The sequence below is a fragment of the Pigmentiphaga sp. NML030171 genome (assembly GCF_002188635.1).
In the GTDB taxonomy this organism is placed as follows: domain Bacteria; phylum Pseudomonadota; class Gammaproteobacteria; order Burkholderiales; family Burkholderiaceae_B; genus Pigmentiphaga; species Pigmentiphaga daeguensis.
In genome coordinates this window covers 22,992-36,839 of record NZ_NINX01000021.1, presented here as the reverse complement: position 1 = coordinate 36,839, position 13,848 = coordinate 22,992, and the positions used below count along the sequence as shown (strand labels likewise).

Here is a 13,848-nt window from a genome sequence, read left to right as displayed (position 1 = left end):
GCTGCGTCAGGCGGCTTGCCCCAGTATCTCGCCGTAGCATGCGGCATGTCGCGCAACCATCGCCTCGTCGGTGAACCGCTCCACGTAGCGCCGGCGGGCGGCGCCGCCCCAGGCCCGGACCTGCCCGGGCTCCAGCCAGAATCGATCCAGCGCGGCTCCCAGTGCACGGGCATCGCCAGGAGGGACGACCAGGCCGGTTTCCTCGTTCAGGTTGATGTAGCTCGTGCCCGTTCCGACTTCGCAGGAGATCATGGGCAACCCATGGACAGATGCCTCGACCAGCGCCAGCCCGTAGACTTCGTCGCGGCGACAGGACGGCAGGACGAAGCCGTATGCCGCGGCCAGCAGATCGTGCTTGTCCTCGTCGTCCAGCGGTCCCAGGAAACGTATGTTGCGCAGCCCTGCCGCCCGGGCATGGGCGTCGAGCGAGGACCGCTCGGGCCCGTCTCCGGCGACGGCCAGGGGGTAATCGCGCCCTTCCATGGCGTCCAGCAGGTGATGCAGGCCCTTGTAGTCGCGCAAGCCCCCCAGGAACACGAAGAAGCGCTGGCCGATGCGTTGCCGCCAGCGCCACACGGCCTCGGGATCGCGCGCAGGAACATCCTCGACGCCCGTGGGCACCACTTCCGTCCGCTGCTGCAGCCCGCGCAGGACCGCACTGCCCGCCAGGTAATTCGGCGAAGTCACGATGATGCGCCGCATGCGGTGCAGGAAACCGTCTCGCGCGGACCGGGCCAGGAATCCGCCGCCCGCCGCATCGGCATGGACCGTCGCCAGGGCCGGCACCGCCACGCGGCCCAGCAGGTAGGCCCATTGGGCGCATGGCCATGGAAAGTGGAAGTGCAGCAGGTCGGCCCACGCAGCCTCGCCGCGGAACCTGGCGATGAAAGAGGGAGAAACGCCACTGCGCCATGCGGGATAGCGCTTGATGCGATATCCGGACAGATCGGCCTCGTCGCAGCCCCCACGCGCCGACACGGTCAACACGCGGCTGTCGATCCCGTGGGCGCCGCCCTTGGAAGCGATGCCGTGGACGGAACGCTCGGCAACGCCGCATCCATCGGGAAAATAGACTCTGCAAATATGGAGCACGCGCATGGAGAAAAACGAACCTTGCTCGAAGCGCAGTCCATTCTACCGGCCATGGCGGGCGGGAGTCGATGCTCCAGCGTGCGAATCCTCCCTCTGATCGGCGCTTTCCCTTCAGGTCTTGCGCCAGTACAGCAGCGTCAAGAAACCGATGCACGCAGCCAGTACCACGGCCATGGTGCCGAACGCCCCGGTCACCGTGAAGGCCTCCGAGAACGACCCCACGAGCAGATAGCCGAAAGGCATGGTGCCGTTGTAGGCCATGCCGTAGAGGCCGACCAGGGCGCCGCGGACGGACTCCGGGCAGCGCCGCTGGATGGTCGCGTTGGTGGAGGTGGCCGAGAAGCTCAGGCAGAAGCCCAGCAGCACGAAGGCGGCTCCACTGACGACGCTGCTCCAGCTCGTGGACAACAGGGCCAGCGCCGCGCACGCGATCCAGGGGGCGAACCGCAGCAGACTGGCGGTGCGCGACGCGATGGACGAGGACAGGACGACCGCGGCGGCCAGCGCCCCCATGCCCGCGCAGGCGAAGAACACGCCGGTGTAGCGGGCGGCGTCGTGGAAGACCCGGTCCGCCAGCAGCGGCACGAGCGTCTGGTAGCTGCCTGCCAGCAGGCCCATGCAGGCCAGGATGGACAGGTACTTGGCGGTGAAGCGGTCGTCCAGCACGTAGACCAGTGCATTGCGCAGCCCTCCCCGGTCGTGCGAGGGCGATGCCGCCGCCGTCGCGCGGCGCGGCATCGATCGCACGCACCAGGCCATGAACACTAGCGCGGCGGCATAGGTCAGGAAGGCCGCCGCCTGGCCGAACGTGGGATAGATGATGGCGGCCATGCTCGGCCCGACCATGCGCCCCACGTTGTAGACCATGGTGTTCATGGCGATGGCGTTGGGCAGCAGCGCCGGATCCTCCAGGCCGGTCAGCAGCAGGACCTGGCGCGATGGGGTCTCGATTGCGTTCAGCACGCCGGCGCACAGCGCCAGGGCCAGGATGATGGGCAAGGTCAGCCAGTGCAGCATCGACAGCACCGCGAGGACGCAGGCGACGGTCATCGAGGAATAGAGCACGCTCAGCGTAGACCGGCGCGCGTTGCCCGCGTTGACCCGCGCCCCCGCCAGCGGCGCGATCACCAGCTGCGGTCCGTACAGCAGGAAATTGAGCAGGGCGAGCACGGCGGCCGAGCCCGACAGATGGTAGACGACCAGGTTGAGCGTCACGTTCTGGGTCCAGCTGCCCAGCACCGACACCCCCTGCCCCATCAGGTAGCGCCGCATCGTGGGTTCGGACAATGCGGGAAATACGCGTTCGAGCTGCAGCATGGGAGGGGCGGCGTGAGTGGGCGGGACGTCCCAGGATGTTAGCTCACGGCGCTTCGCCCCCGCCCGCCAGCCTGCCGGCGCCCAGCAGGGCTTCCCGGCACTGCAGCATGAGCGCCTGCAGCGTCTGCGCGAAGGGCTCGACCACCCGCGAGAAGCCGGCGGCCGGCCCCAGCGACAGCATGCCTTCCTCGTGCAGGCCCTGGGCATAGGCGTAGTCACGTGCGCGATGGCCGCGTATCCATTCGCCGAAGGCTTCGTAGCTGCGGGCCCCTTCGTTTTCCAACCGCGCCACGCGGCGCGCGTTTTCGTTGTCCAGGACGCGCCAGGTATCGCCCAACGTGGACAGCACGGTGCGCGAGCAGTGTTCGTCCGCCTCGACCACGCGCTGCTTGTAGGCCGGATGCGCCGGTGTCTCTGCCGCCGTGGTGAAGCGGCTGCCCATGACCACGCCCGCCGCCCCCATGGCCAGCGCGGCGGCGATCTGCCTGCCGTGGCCGATGCCTCCTCCCAGCGCGAGCGGGATCGACAGGCGGTCCAGCGCGAAGGCGCCGTTGACGAAGGTCGGCAACGGGTTGGAGCCGGGATGCCCGCCTTCTTCCATGCCAACCAGGGTGACCGCGTCGACCCCCATGCGTTCGGCCGCGACGGCGTGGCGGATGTGGGCGCATTTGTGCACGACCACGGCGCCCGCCTCGCGCAGCGCGGGCAGCAGCGGGGAAGGCGGCAGGCCGGCGGTCTCGAAATGGCGCACGCCTTCGTCCAGGGCGACGCGCAGCATGTCGGACACGATGTCGTTGGCGCCCTGGCGCCGCGACAGCGTGAGATTCACGCCATAGGCCTTGCCCGCCGTCAGCGCGCGGCATTTCTGGAGTTGTTCCCGGAAGGCGCCGACGTCGGCCGAGGAGCGGGACGTGATGAAGCCCATGGCTCCCGCATTGACGGCCGCGGCCACCAGCGAGGCGTCCGACAGCCACATCATCCCGCCCAGCAGCACGGGATAGCGGATGCCGAAGAGGCGAGTGATGGGCGTATCGATGGCCGGAGCCTGGGCAGCGGATGCGGAGTTCATGCGTAGCGCCTGCCGAGCAGGAAGATGGGTTGCAGTTCGGCCGCGAGCTTGACCAGCGCGGGCCCGATTTCGTCCAGGATGGCTTCCACCGGCAGGGCCGACGCCGGGCCGCCGCAACTGATGGCATAGCGGTCGTTGCCCTGTACCACGATGGCGGTGGCGACGGTGTTGACGTGATGCTGCGGCCGGCAATGGATGACGAAACCGCGCTCGTCGTACAGGTCCACGGCGTCCTGGAACGCCTGCAGGGCCTCGGGCCCGGGCGCGCCCGCCTCGGCCAGCGCCAGGTCTCGTTCGCCGCCGGCTCCCGAGGCCAGGTAGGCCCAGCCGATCGCGCTGCGGTACAGGGGGATGCGCGACCCCACCCGCAGGTTCATCAGCAGCGGCGAGTCGCCCTGGCAGCGCGCCAGGTACACGATGCTGTCGCCGTCCCGCCGCCCCAGCGCGACGGCCGCCTGGTAGCGATCGGCCAATTCCTGCATGCGCGGCCGCGCGATGTCCAGCGACTCCTGGCCTGCCAGCGCGGCGCCCCCCAGCGCCACGGCCGCGGGCCCCAGGCGCAGCTTGTCCGCGCCGGACTCCATGACCAGGTAGCCGAGTTTCTGCAAGGTATGGGCGAGCCGCCACACCGTGGGTTGGGGCAACCCGGTGCGGGCGGCGATCTCGGTCGTGCCGAGCTGGCGGTGTTCCGCGTCGAAGCAGCGCAGGATCTCCAGCCCGCGTGCCAGCGCCACGACGAACTGGCGGTCTTCGGGTTCGGAGCGAGCGGGAGCGTCGGCCATGCAGCCTCCAGGGATTGACGGACGGAAAGCTTGGACGTTAATCTGAATCCGTTTAGCGAATTACTAATTCGCTGTGCAAATTATAAAGGAGACGCATGTCAAACGCAAGTGCGCCCGCCATTGGCGATGCCGCCGTGCTTGCCGATCTGGAGCGAGTCGTCCTGTGGCCCGGGCATTGCGGCCATGGCCAGGCGGCGTGGCCCTTCGCGGCCCAGGTCCTGCGCCGCGCGCGGCGCGTGGCGGTCATCGCCGACCCGCGGGTCTGGCCGCTGGCATCACCGGCGCTGCAACGCGCGGCGGACCGGGCCGGCTGCCGCATCGCCGCCGTGTACGACGGCGTGCGCCCCAATCCGTCGCTGGACGAGGTCCGCGCCGCGGCGGCCGCGATCCGCGCGGACCGGTGCGACGCGCTGGTAGCGATCGGCGGCGGCAGCGCGATCGACACCGCCAAGGTGGCCTACGCCACCGTGTTCGGCGGCCAGGCCGACCCCGCCGACCTGCTGGCCCCCGGCAATGCCTGGATGGCTGGCGCCCCGCAGGCCGACGACCCGCTCTTCCTGGCCGTGCCCACCACCGCCGGCACCGGCAGCGAAAGCAGCACCGCCGCGCTCGTCAAGGACGAGCACGGCCGCAAACTGATGTTCCGCAGCGCGCGCAGCCGTCCGGGAGCCGTGGTCCTGGCCCCGGAACTGACGCTGGGGCTGCCGCGCGCGGCCACGGCCGCCGGCGGCTTCGACGCGCTGCTGCATGCCATGGGGGCCCTGGTCAACGACTGCGACGCTCCGGTGGGCGCGGCCCTGGCCGCCGAATCCCTGGTCCGGGCGCTTCATGCCTATCCGCGCGTCCTGGCCACGCCCGACGATGCCGACGCGCGTGCCGCCATGCTGATGGCCAGCTACCTGGCCGGCGTCGCGATAGGAATGAAGCGCGTGGATGCCGTGCATGGATTGTGCACGCCGCTCGAAGGCCGGGTGGACATGGCCCATGCCGAAGTCCTGGCCGCCATCTTCGATCCCATCGCGGACCACACCGCCCGGAAAGCCGCCGCCAGCTACGCCCGTGCGGCGCGCCGTTGCGGCCTGGCCGGCCCCGATGAAGACGACGCGCAGGCCGCCGGCCGCCTGCTGGACGCGATACGCCGCATGCGCGCCCTGGGCGGGCTGCCCGACCGCCTGCCGCCGCTGGCGCTGACACGCGACGACGCCCTGGCGCTGGCCGACCAGGCCCTGCTCAGCCCATCGACCCGGCTCAACCCGCGCGCCCTCGACCGCGACGACATCGCCGGCCTCTACCTGGACATCGCCGCGCGCAGCCAAGCCGCCCCATCCACCGTCATCCTTCCCGCCCCGTAGCGACATGAACCCCATCGACGACCAACCCTATCGCATGCTGATCGACGGCCGCTGGCAGGCCGGCGGCGAAGGCGCCCTGTTCCCCACCTACGATCCCGCCACGGGCGACGTCCTGGCACAGGTCCACGCCGCCACCGCGCGCGACGTGGACACGGCGGTCCGCGCGGCACGCCGCGCCTACGACGAACACTGGCGCGATACGACGCCGCGCGAACGGGCCCGGCTGCTGCGCCGGCTTGCGGCGCTGTTCGAGCGCGAAGTGGAGAAGCTCGCCTGGATCGAGACCCGCAACGTCGGCAAGCCCATCACCCATTCGCGCGAATCGCTGTCCGCCATGCCGGCCTCGCTGGACTATTTCGCCGGCATCATCCCGGCGGTACGAGGCGACACCATTCCCATGCTCAACCACGCCAGCGTGTTGAATTTCACGCTGCGCGAGCCGCTGGGCGTGTGCGCGCTGGTCATGCCATGGAACTACCCCATGACGCTGACGCTGCACAAGCTGGCGCCGGCGCTGGCGGCGGGCAACACGGTGGTGATCAAGCCCTCGGAGATCACGCCGCTCTCCACCCTGGCGCTGGCGGCGCTGTTCGCCGAGGCAGGCTTTCCGGATGGCGTGGTGAACGTCGTCAACGGCTCCGGCGCCAGCGTGGGCGAAGCGCTGGTGCGGCATCCGGGCGTCGCGCGCGTCTCGTTCACCGGAGACACCGCCACCGGCGCCGCGATCCAGGCCGCGGCCGCCGCCGACGTCAAGCGCGTCACGCTGGAGCTGGGCGGCAAGTCGCCGCTGATCGTGTTCGACGACGCCGCGCTGGATGCGGCGGTGGACGTGGCGGTGGGCGACATCGTCAAGAATTCGGGCCAGGTCTGCATCGCCTGCACGCGGCTGCTGGTGCAGGACGGCATCCGCGAAGCCTTCCAGGCAAGACTGGAAACCCGCCTGGCCGCGATCCGGATGGGCGATCCGGCCGACCCGCAGACCCAGATGGGGCCGCTGGTCAGCCGCGCCCAGGCCGAACGCGTGCGTGCCTACCTCGACATCGCCCGGCAGGAAGGCGCCACGCCACGGTCCTACCCGGATCCGGCCAGCCGCCCGGAGACGGCGCGCGGCTTCTACGTCCCGCCCACGCTGCTGACCACGGCCGACAACGGCATGAGAACGTCGCAGGAAGAGATCTTCGGTCCCGTCCAGTCGCTGATCGGCTTCAAGGACGAGGCGCAGGCGCTGCGCATCGCCAACGACACGCGCTATGGACTGGCCGCGGTCGTGTTCACCCGCGACGGTGGGCGCGCCCTGCGCATGGCCCGGCGCCTGGAATCCGGCAGCGTGGCCGTCAATACCGGCGTGAGGACGTCGGTGGACGCGCCCTTCGGCGGCTACAAGCACTCGGGCATCGGCAAGGAGCGGGGGCTGGAGGCCATCCTGGAGAACACCCAGCTCAAGAACGTGAAATACGACACCTCGCTATGAGGGCTGCCCGCGGCGCCCCACCCTTTCACCCCAGTACAAGGAGACAGGCATGACCACTTTCCACCGGCCCCTGCTGCTCGGCGCCGCACTGGCCGCCGCCGCGCCCGCCATGGCCGACTATCCCGCCAAGCCCGTGCGGGTCGTGATCGGCTTCGCCCCCGGCGGCGCCTCGGACATCGCGTTCCGCATGGTGCAGGACGAACTGTCCAAGCGGCTCGGCCAGCCCGTGGTGCCGGAATACAAGCCCGGCGCGAACGGCAACATCGCCAACGACACGGTGGCCGCCGCCGCGCCCGACGGCTACACCGTGCTGTGGGCCAACGTCGGCCCGCTGGCGGTCAACCAGTACCTGTACGCCGGCAACAAGCTCGATCCGGCCAAGGCCTTCGCGCCGGTAACCCAGCTGACCGATTCGCCGCTGGTGGTGGTGGTTCCCAAGGACTCGCCCTACAAGACCATGGGCGACCTGATCGCCGCGGCCAGGAAAGGAACGCCGCTGGCCTACGGGTCCGCGGGCAACGGCAGCTCCATGCACATCGCCGGCGCCTCGCTCGCCCTCGCGCTGGGCGGATCCATGACTCACGTACCTTACAAGGGCAGCGGCCCCGCCATCCAGGACCTGTTGGCCGGCCGGCTGGATTTCATGGCCGACAGTCGCTCGACCACCAATCCGCACATCAAGAGCGGCACGCTGCGCGCGCTTGCCCTGACCGGTCCCAAGCGCGTGGAAGACCTGCCGGACGTGCCCACCGTGGCCGAGGCCGGCGTGCCGGGCTTCTCCGTCACCACCTGGCAGGCGGTGGTCGTTCCGGCCGGAACGCCGCGCCCCGTCATCGACAAGCTGGCCTCCGCCTTGCGCGACACGCTCAAGGACCCGGTCGTGCGCGAACGCTTCGCCTCCATCAATACGCCGCTGGTCGGCAGCACTCCCGACGAGTTCGCCGTGTTCCTGGACAAGGAACGCAAGGCCGCCAAGGAATTGATCGAACGGGCCAGGATCCGTATCGACTGAACCTGCCCGACCCCGACTCTTTACAACACTTGCGACAGGAATCATGGATCTAGGAATCAAGGACCGCACCGCATTCATCACCGGCGGCGCCGGCACGCTGGGGCTGGCGGTGGCTCAGCGCCTCGCCCGGGAACAGGCCCGGATCGTCATCTGCGACGCCAACGAAGAAGCCATTGCCCGTGCCGTGGGCATCCTGGAGGGCGAAGGCGCCCATGTGCTGGGGTGCCGTGCCGACGTCACCTCGCGCGACGAGGTCGGCGCGGCCGTGGCCCGGGCGCAGGAACGCTTCGGCGGCGTGGACATCCTGGTCAACAACGCCGGCTTCGCCCGCGATGCCTACCTGACCCGGATGAAGGAAGAAGACTGGCAGGCCGTGCTGGACGTCACGCTGCAAGGCGCCTTCCACTGTTCGCGCGCCGTGCTGCCCGGCATGATGCAGAACAGGTTCGGGCGCATCGTCAACATCGCCTCCCGCGCGCATCGCGGCAACCCGGGCCAGACCAATTACTCGGCGGCCAAGGCCGGCCTGATCGGCTTCACCCGTTCTCTGGCCCTGGAGTCGGGCAAGTTCGGGATCACGGCCAACGCCGTGGCCCCCGGCGTGATCTCCACGCCCCGGATGCGCCAGCGCGCCGACTACGAGACGCTGACCGAACGGGCCAGGCAGAACACGCCGGTCGCGCGCCTGGGCGACCCGGAGGACGTGGCGGCCACCGTCGCCTTCCTGGCCTCGACGCTGGCGGGCTTCATCACAGGCGAGACGGTGCACGTCACCGGCGGCCGCTCCTGAGGCCGGCATGGACATCGAACGCTACCTGCAAGAGGCGCTCTACTACGACGACCTCGAACCCGGCGGGCAATGGCTCAGCCCGCGCCGCACGGTCACCGAGGCGGACGTGGTCAATTTCGCCGGCCTGTCCGGCGACTACAACGCGCTGCACACCGACGCCGTCCACGCGGCGCAGCACCCCTTCGGCCAACGTGCCGCGCACGGCCTGCTGACGCTGGCGATTGCCTCGGGCCTGACGACACGCATGCCGGTCTACCGGCTGATGGACCCATCGCGGCTGGCGCTGACCGAACTGTCGTGCCGCTGGCGCAAGCCGGTGTTCATCGGCGACACGATCCAGGTCGCCCTGTCGGTGGGCGAGAAGCGGTTGTCCGGCAGGCGTCCCGGCACGGGCAAGGTCACGCTCGAGCGCACCGTGCTGAACCAGCATGGGGAGGTCGTCATGGAAAGCGCCTGGATCACCCTGATGAAACTTCGCGAGTCGCAGGCATGACGGCATCCGCAACGACGACGGCCGGCATTTCCTTCGCCGACCTCGACCGGCTCATGAAGCCGCGCTCGATCATGATCGTGGGCGCCTCGTCCACGCCCGGTTCCCTGGGCCACACGACGGTGGAGAATGTGCTGGAGCACTCCGACTTCCAGGGCGACGTCCATCTGGTCAACCCCCGCGGCGGCGAGCTCAAGGGACATGTGCTCCATCCCGACATCGACAGCGTCCCCGCCGGCCCCATCGACGTGGCGCTGCTGCTGGTGCCCGCCGAGGCCGCCCTGGACGCGCTGCGCCGCTGCGCCGCGCGCGGCGTGGGCACGGCCGTGGTCTTTACCGGCGGCTTCGGCGAGGTCGGCGACGACGGCAAGGCGGCCGAACGAGCCATGCGCGACCTGGCGCGCGACACGGGCATGCGCATCTACGGCCCCAACTGCGCGGGTCTGACCTCGCTGGCACCGCGCCTGGGCCTGACGTTCTCCACCGAGTTCCGCAACGACGGCCACGGCGGCCCGCTGGCGCTGGTCACGCAGGGCGGCGGACTGGGACGATCGCTGATGCAGGGCAGCGACCGCGGCGTGCGCTTCGGCCGCTGGTTCTCCACCGGCAACGAAGTGGACCTGGACAGCGCCGACTTCATCGCGTGGCTGGCGCGGCAGCACGACGTGCGGGCGATCTGCGTGGTCATGGAGGGCCTCAAGGACGGCGTCCGCTTCCTGGCCGCCATCCAGGCCGCCCACCGGGCGGGCAAGCCGGTCGCGGTGCTCAAGGTCGGCCGGTCGAGCTTCGGCGCCCAGGCCGCGCAATCGCACACGGCGTCACTGGCGGGCGAGGATGCGGTCAACGAAGCCGTGTTCGCCCAGTACGGCGTCATCCGCGTCGACGACCTGGATGAGATGCTGGACGTCGCCAGCCTGCTGGCACGAGCGGGCGGGCGGCCGTTCCGGCGCATCTGCGTGTACTCGTCGTCGGGCGGCGCGGGCGTGCTGGCGGCCGACATGATCAGCGCCGCGGGCCTGGAGATGGCGGAACTGTCTGCCGCCACGATCCAGGAGATGGCGCGCCATGCTCCGTCCTATGCCGCGCTGGCCAATCCCGTCGACCTGACCACCAAGGCCCTGACCGATACCGCGCTGGCCCGCCGTTGCCTGGTGCCGTTGTTCGCCGATCCCGGCATCGACGCGGTCATCTATCCGATCACGTCCAACTACGCCGCCACCACCGAAACCTCGGTGCGCAACCTGATGGACATCGCCCGCGAAGCGCCCATTCCCTTCGTCCCGGTCTGGATGAGCAGCCGGCGCGGCCCGGCCCACGACCTGCTCATCGAACAAGGTTTCGCGCCGCTCTACAGCCTGCGCAACGCCACGCGGGCCATGGCCCGCTGCGACGCCTACGTGCGCGCGCCGCGGGAGCGGCTGGCCGGCCTGCCGCTGGCCGCTCCCGCCACGCCGGCGGCGGCCGGACCGTGGAACGAGGCGCAGGCCAAGGCCCTTTTCGCCCGGCACGGCATCCGCGTTCCCCGGGAGGCCACGGCGGCCACCGCGCGCGAGGCGGCGCAGGCGGCTACCCGGATAGGCTTTCCGGTGGCGCTCAAGCTGGTCGCCGACGGTGTGCAGCACAAGAGCGATGTCGGCGGCGTCGTGCTGGGCGTGCGGGACGAGGCCGCCGCCGAACGCGCCTTCGCCTCCATCATGGACGCGGCGGCACGGCACGGCGTGGCCGCGTCCGCGATACGCGGCGTCATCGTCGCGGAGATGGTGCGCGGTGGCATCGAAACCCTGGTCGGCGTGCATCGCGACGCGGTGTTCGGCCCCATGCTGTCCTTCGGCGCGGGCGGCGTGGCGGTGGAAATCGTGGCCGACGTGGCACGGTGCCGCCTGCCCGCCGACCGCCCGGCCATCGAAGCCATGGTGGACCAGACCCGGGTGGCGCGGCTGCTGCCGGCCCACCGCGGCCGGCCCGCCTACGACCGGAATGCCCTGGTCGATGCGATAGAAAGAACCGCGGCGCTCTTCCTGTCGCTGGGCGACGGCGTGGAAGCGCTGGAGATCAACCCCCTGCTCGTGCTCGAACAGGGCCAGGGCGCCGTCGCATTGGACGGCGTCATTCACTGATGATGGAATCCCGGATGATACGCAGCGAAATCGGCGGCGGCGACGCCCACCGCATCACCGTGCGAGGCCATGACCTCGTGCACGACCTGTTCGACAAACGCGACTTCATCGACGTGATGTCGCTGGAGCTGCTGGGCAGGTTTCCCGACGACAGGCTCAAGCGCATGCTCAACCTGTTCCTGGTCAGCGCCACCGATCATGGCCTGACCCCCAGCGCCCTGTCGGCGCGCCTGACGCTGCATGGCGCGCCCGAGGCCATGCAGGGCGCGCTGGCCGCCGGCCTGCTGGGCGCCGGCAGCCGTTTCCTGGGCGTGATCGAATACAGCGCGCGCTTCCTGCGCGATGCGCTGCCCCGGCAGGAAAGCTGGACCGACGAACAATTGCGCGAAGCCGCCGAGCGCTGCGTGCGCGAGACGCGCGCGGCCAAGCGCAAGATCCCAGGCGTGGGCCACCCCGTCCATGTGGACGGCGACCCGCGCTGCGAGAAGATGTTCGAGATCGCGCGCGACTGCGGCTACTACGGCGCCTACTGCCGCTTCGCGGTGGAACTGGCGGCCGCCGCCAGCCGGGCCACTGGCCGCAAGATTCCGCTCAACGCCACGGGCGCCAAGGGCGCGATCACGCTGGACATGGGGCTGACGCCGGAGCAGGGCAAGGCGCTGACGTTGATCGGCCGCACGGCGGGCCTGATGGCGCACATTCTGGAGGAACAGCGCACCCCCCTGGGCCAGCAGGTGTGGGACATGGCGGCGGGCAAGCTGCAGGCCTGACCGCCTTCAGGGCTCCGCCGGCATCGGCCCGCCGCGGAGCTCATCCACCCAGGCGCGCAGGGCCTCGATGGGCATGGGCCGCGCATACAGGAAGCCTTGCGCGTAGTGCACGCCCTGGGCGGCAAGATAGTCGCGCTGCCCGTGCGTCTCCACGCCCTCGGCCGTCAGCTCCACCCCCAGCCGCGCGGCCAGCCCGATGATCATCTCCAGCACCGAGGCATTGACCGCGTCCGTGCCGATGGCCGCCACGAAGCCGCGGTCGATCTTCAGGTAATCGACCGGGAACCGCTCCAGGTAGGCCAGCGAGCTGTGGCCCGTGCCGAAATCGTCGATGGCCAGCTTCACGCCGCTGGCGCTGAGCACGCCCATGTTCCGGTAGACCTGCTCGATGGGAGGCAAGGGCTCGCGCTCGGTGATCTCCAGCACGAAGTCCGCCGCCCCCGACCCGACCACCTTGCGCAGGCGGGCAACGTCGTCGACGATGCCCGGCTCCACCAGATGGCTGGCGGTGATGTTCAGGCCCACGCGGAATAGCGGCCCCATCGGACAGCGGCGCAGGTCGCGCCCCACCAGCTTGAACAGGTGCCGCGTCAGCGGAATCGCCAGGCCGCTGGACTCGGCCACGGCGAAGAACAGGTCCGGCCGCACCGCGCCCAGGCCCGGGCGGAACCAGCGCATCAGCGCCTCGGCACCCGCGCAGGACCCATCGCGCAGGTCGATGACCGGCTGGTAGTGGACCTCGAACTCGCCCCGCCGCATGCCGCGCCTGATGGCGGCCACCAGCGAGAACCGGTACTTCAGGAAGTGGTGGCACAGATAGCCCAGCAGCAGGGCAAGCAGCACGACGAAAGGCGCATAGCTGCCCGCCAGCCGCTTCCGGTATTCGGCCAGCAGCGCGGCATCCGCCAGGGACCGCACCCGGAACGGATAGATCGTCGACACCACCTCCCGCACGGACGATGCGCCGGGCGGCGGGACGCCCGCGCGCCGGCCCGCCAGGCCTTGCCGGCCATCCAGCGACTCGATGCCGATCCGGTAGCGGCCGCTGCCGCCCACCGCGTCCAGGAGGTCCCGCAGATAGCGGCCGTCCACCGTGACGATGACGCCGTCCCCGGCCGCGTCCAGCCGGACCGCCATTACCGCGGGCCGGTCCGGGACCATGGGTGTGCCGGGAACGAAATGAAAGGACCGCCCCGGCGGCACTGCGCTGTCCGGCAGCAGTTGCGCCAGCGGCAGCGTGAAGGCGTCCGTGATCGAGGAACAATAGAGCACGCGGTGCCGCACCAGGACGATGGCGCGGAAGTAGGGCTGGAAGGCCGCATCGTGCAGGGTGGAGTCGGCCTCGGCGCAGGACTTGCCGGCCTGCGGCGCCATCTCCGCCGCCAGCCTGTCGGCCTCGGCGAAAATGGCATCGGCCTGGCGCATCACCACTTCGGCCGCGCCACGCGCGTCGTGGCGCGCCAGCAGGCCGGCCTGCATGTAGACGAAGGGCACCGCCACCGCGAGCGGCAAGGCGGCGGCGGCCGCCACCAGCAGCCACCTCAGCCACCACCGCTTGTTCTGCCGTTCCCCGGTCGTCACGCGCC

12 protein-coding genes are annotated in these 13,848 nt (G+C 70.4%); 7 read left to right on the top strand and 5 right to left on the bottom strand.

Translation table 11 applies throughout. From position 1 onward, the window contains the following. Positions 1–6 precede the first annotated feature (6 nt). The 4 genes from CDO46_RS05405 to CDO46_RS05390 all read right to left on the bottom strand — a co-directional run bounded on the left by CDO46_RS05405 (position 7) and on the right by CDO46_RS05390 (position 4,260). The gene (locus CDO46_RS05405) at positions 7–1,098 is read right to left on the bottom strand and encodes a glycosyltransferase (RefSeq protein ID WP_087837543.1); all 1,092 of its coding nucleotides are present in this window, start codon (positions 1,096–1,098) and stop codon (positions 7–9) included. Positions 1,099–1,203: 105 nt separating this feature from the next. Continuing rightward, complete coding sequence (locus tag CDO46_RS05400) at positions 1,204–2,409, bottom strand: MFS transporter (RefSeq protein ID WP_087837542.1); 1,206 nt, start codon at positions 2,407–2,409, stop codon at positions 1,204–1,206. A 43-nt stretch (positions 2,410–2,452) separates the two neighbouring features. Continuing rightward, entirely contained in the window at positions 2,453–3,478 is a 1,026-nt protein-coding gene (locus CDO46_RS05395) for a nitronate monooxygenase family protein (protein ID WP_087837541.1), read from the bottom strand. Then, positions 3,475–4,260 carry an IclR family transcriptional regulator gene (locus CDO46_RS05390; RefSeq protein ID WP_087837540.1) on the bottom strand — a complete coding sequence of 262 codons (786 nt, stop codon included), beginning with the start codon at positions 4,258–4,260 and terminating at the stop codon, positions 3,475–3,477. The genes CDO46_RS05395 and CDO46_RS05390 overlap by 4 nt, the downstream gene beginning before the upstream one ends. 95 nt (positions 4,261–4,355) lie before the next feature. On the opposite strand from CDO46_RS05390, the gene CDO46_RS05385 reads away from it, so the two are divergent. Genes CDO46_RS05385 through CDO46_RS05355 form a run of 7 tightly spaced genes read left to right on the top strand, consistent with a single transcriptional unit; the run spans position 4,356 to position 12,262 of the window. After that, a complete protein-coding gene (locus CDO46_RS05385; RefSeq protein WP_087837539.1) occupies positions 4,356–5,612 on the top strand; it encodes an iron-containing alcohol dehydrogenase in 1,257 nt (418 codons plus the stop codon). Positions 5,613–5,616: 4 nt separating this feature from the next. Continuing rightward, the gene (locus tag CDO46_RS05380; protein WP_087837538.1) at positions 5,617–7,083 is read left to right on the top strand and encodes an aldehyde dehydrogenase; all 1,467 of its coding nucleotides are present in this window, start codon (positions 5,617–5,619) and stop codon (positions 7,081–7,083) included. Positions 7,084–7,132: 49 nt separating this feature from the next. Continuing rightward, entirely contained in the window at positions 7,133–8,095 is a 963-nt protein-coding gene (locus CDO46_RS05375; protein WP_087837537.1) for a tripartite tricarboxylate transporter substrate binding protein, read from the top strand. Positions 8,096–8,138: 43 nt separating this feature from the next. Beyond that, positions 8,139–8,885 (top strand): 3-oxoacyl-ACP reductase FabG, encoded by a 747-nt coding sequence (gene fabG / locus CDO46_RS05370; protein WP_087837536.1) that lies wholly within the window; start codon positions 8,139–8,141, stop codon positions 8,883–8,885. A gap of 7 nt (positions 8,886–8,892) precedes the next feature. Then, the gene (locus CDO46_RS05365; RefSeq protein ID WP_087837535.1) at positions 8,893–9,378 is read left to right on the top strand and encodes a MaoC/PaaZ C-terminal domain-containing protein; all 486 of its coding nucleotides are present in this window, start codon (positions 8,893–8,895) and stop codon (positions 9,376–9,378) included. Then, positions 9,375–11,492, top strand: a complete 2,118-nt coding sequence (locus CDO46_RS05360; RefSeq protein ID WP_087837534.1) for an acetate--CoA ligase family protein — start codon at positions 9,375–9,377, stop codon at positions 11,490–11,492. Before CDO46_RS05365 ends, CDO46_RS05360 begins: the two co-directional genes overlap by 4 nt. A 14-nt stretch (positions 11,493–11,506) precedes the next feature. Continuing rightward, positions 11,507–12,262 (top strand): citryl-CoA lyase, encoded by a 756-nt coding sequence (locus tag CDO46_RS05355; protein ID WP_087837533.1) that lies wholly within the window; start codon positions 11,507–11,509, stop codon positions 12,260–12,262. A gap of 6 nt (positions 12,263–12,268) precedes the next feature. Here CDO46_RS05355 and CDO46_RS05350 read toward each other — a convergent pair whose 3' ends face one another. Beyond that, positions 12,269–13,843 (bottom strand): EAL domain-containing protein, encoded by a 1,575-nt coding sequence (locus CDO46_RS05350; protein ID WP_087837532.1) that lies wholly within the window; start codon positions 13,841–13,843, stop codon positions 12,269–12,271. Positions 13,844–13,848 lie beyond the last annotated feature (5 nt).

What these genes read in the sequence shown, in the direction of transcription:
- CDO46_RS05405 (WP_087837543.1), bottom strand. Translation starts at nt 1,098, where the DNA reads ATGCGCGTGCTCCATATTTGCAGAGTCTATTTTCCCGATGGATGCGGC.
- CDO46_RS05400 (WP_087837542.1), bottom strand. Translation starts at nt 2,409, where the DNA reads ATGCTGCAGCTCGAACGCGTATTTCCCGCATTGTCCGAACCCACGATG.
- CDO46_RS05395 (WP_087837541.1), bottom strand. Translation starts at nt 3,478, where the DNA reads ATGAACTCCGCATCCGCTGCCCAGGCTCCGGCCATCGATACGCCCATC.
- CDO46_RS05390 (WP_087837540.1), bottom strand. Translation starts at nt 4,260, where the DNA reads ATGGCCGACGCTCCCGCTCGCTCCGAACCCGAAGACCGCCAGTTCGTC.
- CDO46_RS05385 (WP_087837539.1), top strand. Translation starts at nt 4,356, where the DNA reads ATGTCAAACGCAAGTGCGCCCGCCATTGGCGATGCCGCCGTGCTTGCC.
- CDO46_RS05380 (WP_087837538.1), top strand. Translation starts at nt 5,617, where the DNA reads ATGAACCCCATCGACGACCAACCCTATCGCATGCTGATCGACGGCCGC.
- CDO46_RS05375 (WP_087837537.1), top strand. Translation starts at nt 7,133, where the DNA reads ATGACCACTTTCCACCGGCCCCTGCTGCTCGGCGCCGCACTGGCCGCC.
- fabG (WP_087837536.1), top strand. Translation starts at nt 8,139, where the DNA reads ATGGATCTAGGAATCAAGGACCGCACCGCATTCATCACCGGCGGCGCC.
- CDO46_RS05365 (WP_087837535.1), top strand. Translation starts at nt 8,893, where the DNA reads ATGGACATCGAACGCTACCTGCAAGAGGCGCTCTACTACGACGACCTC.
- CDO46_RS05360 (WP_087837534.1), top strand. Translation starts at nt 9,375, where the DNA reads ATGACGGCATCCGCAACGACGACGGCCGGCATTTCCTTCGCCGACCTC.
- CDO46_RS05355 (WP_087837533.1), top strand. Translation starts at nt 11,507, where the DNA reads ATGATACGCAGCGAAATCGGCGGCGGCGACGCCCACCGCATCACCGTG.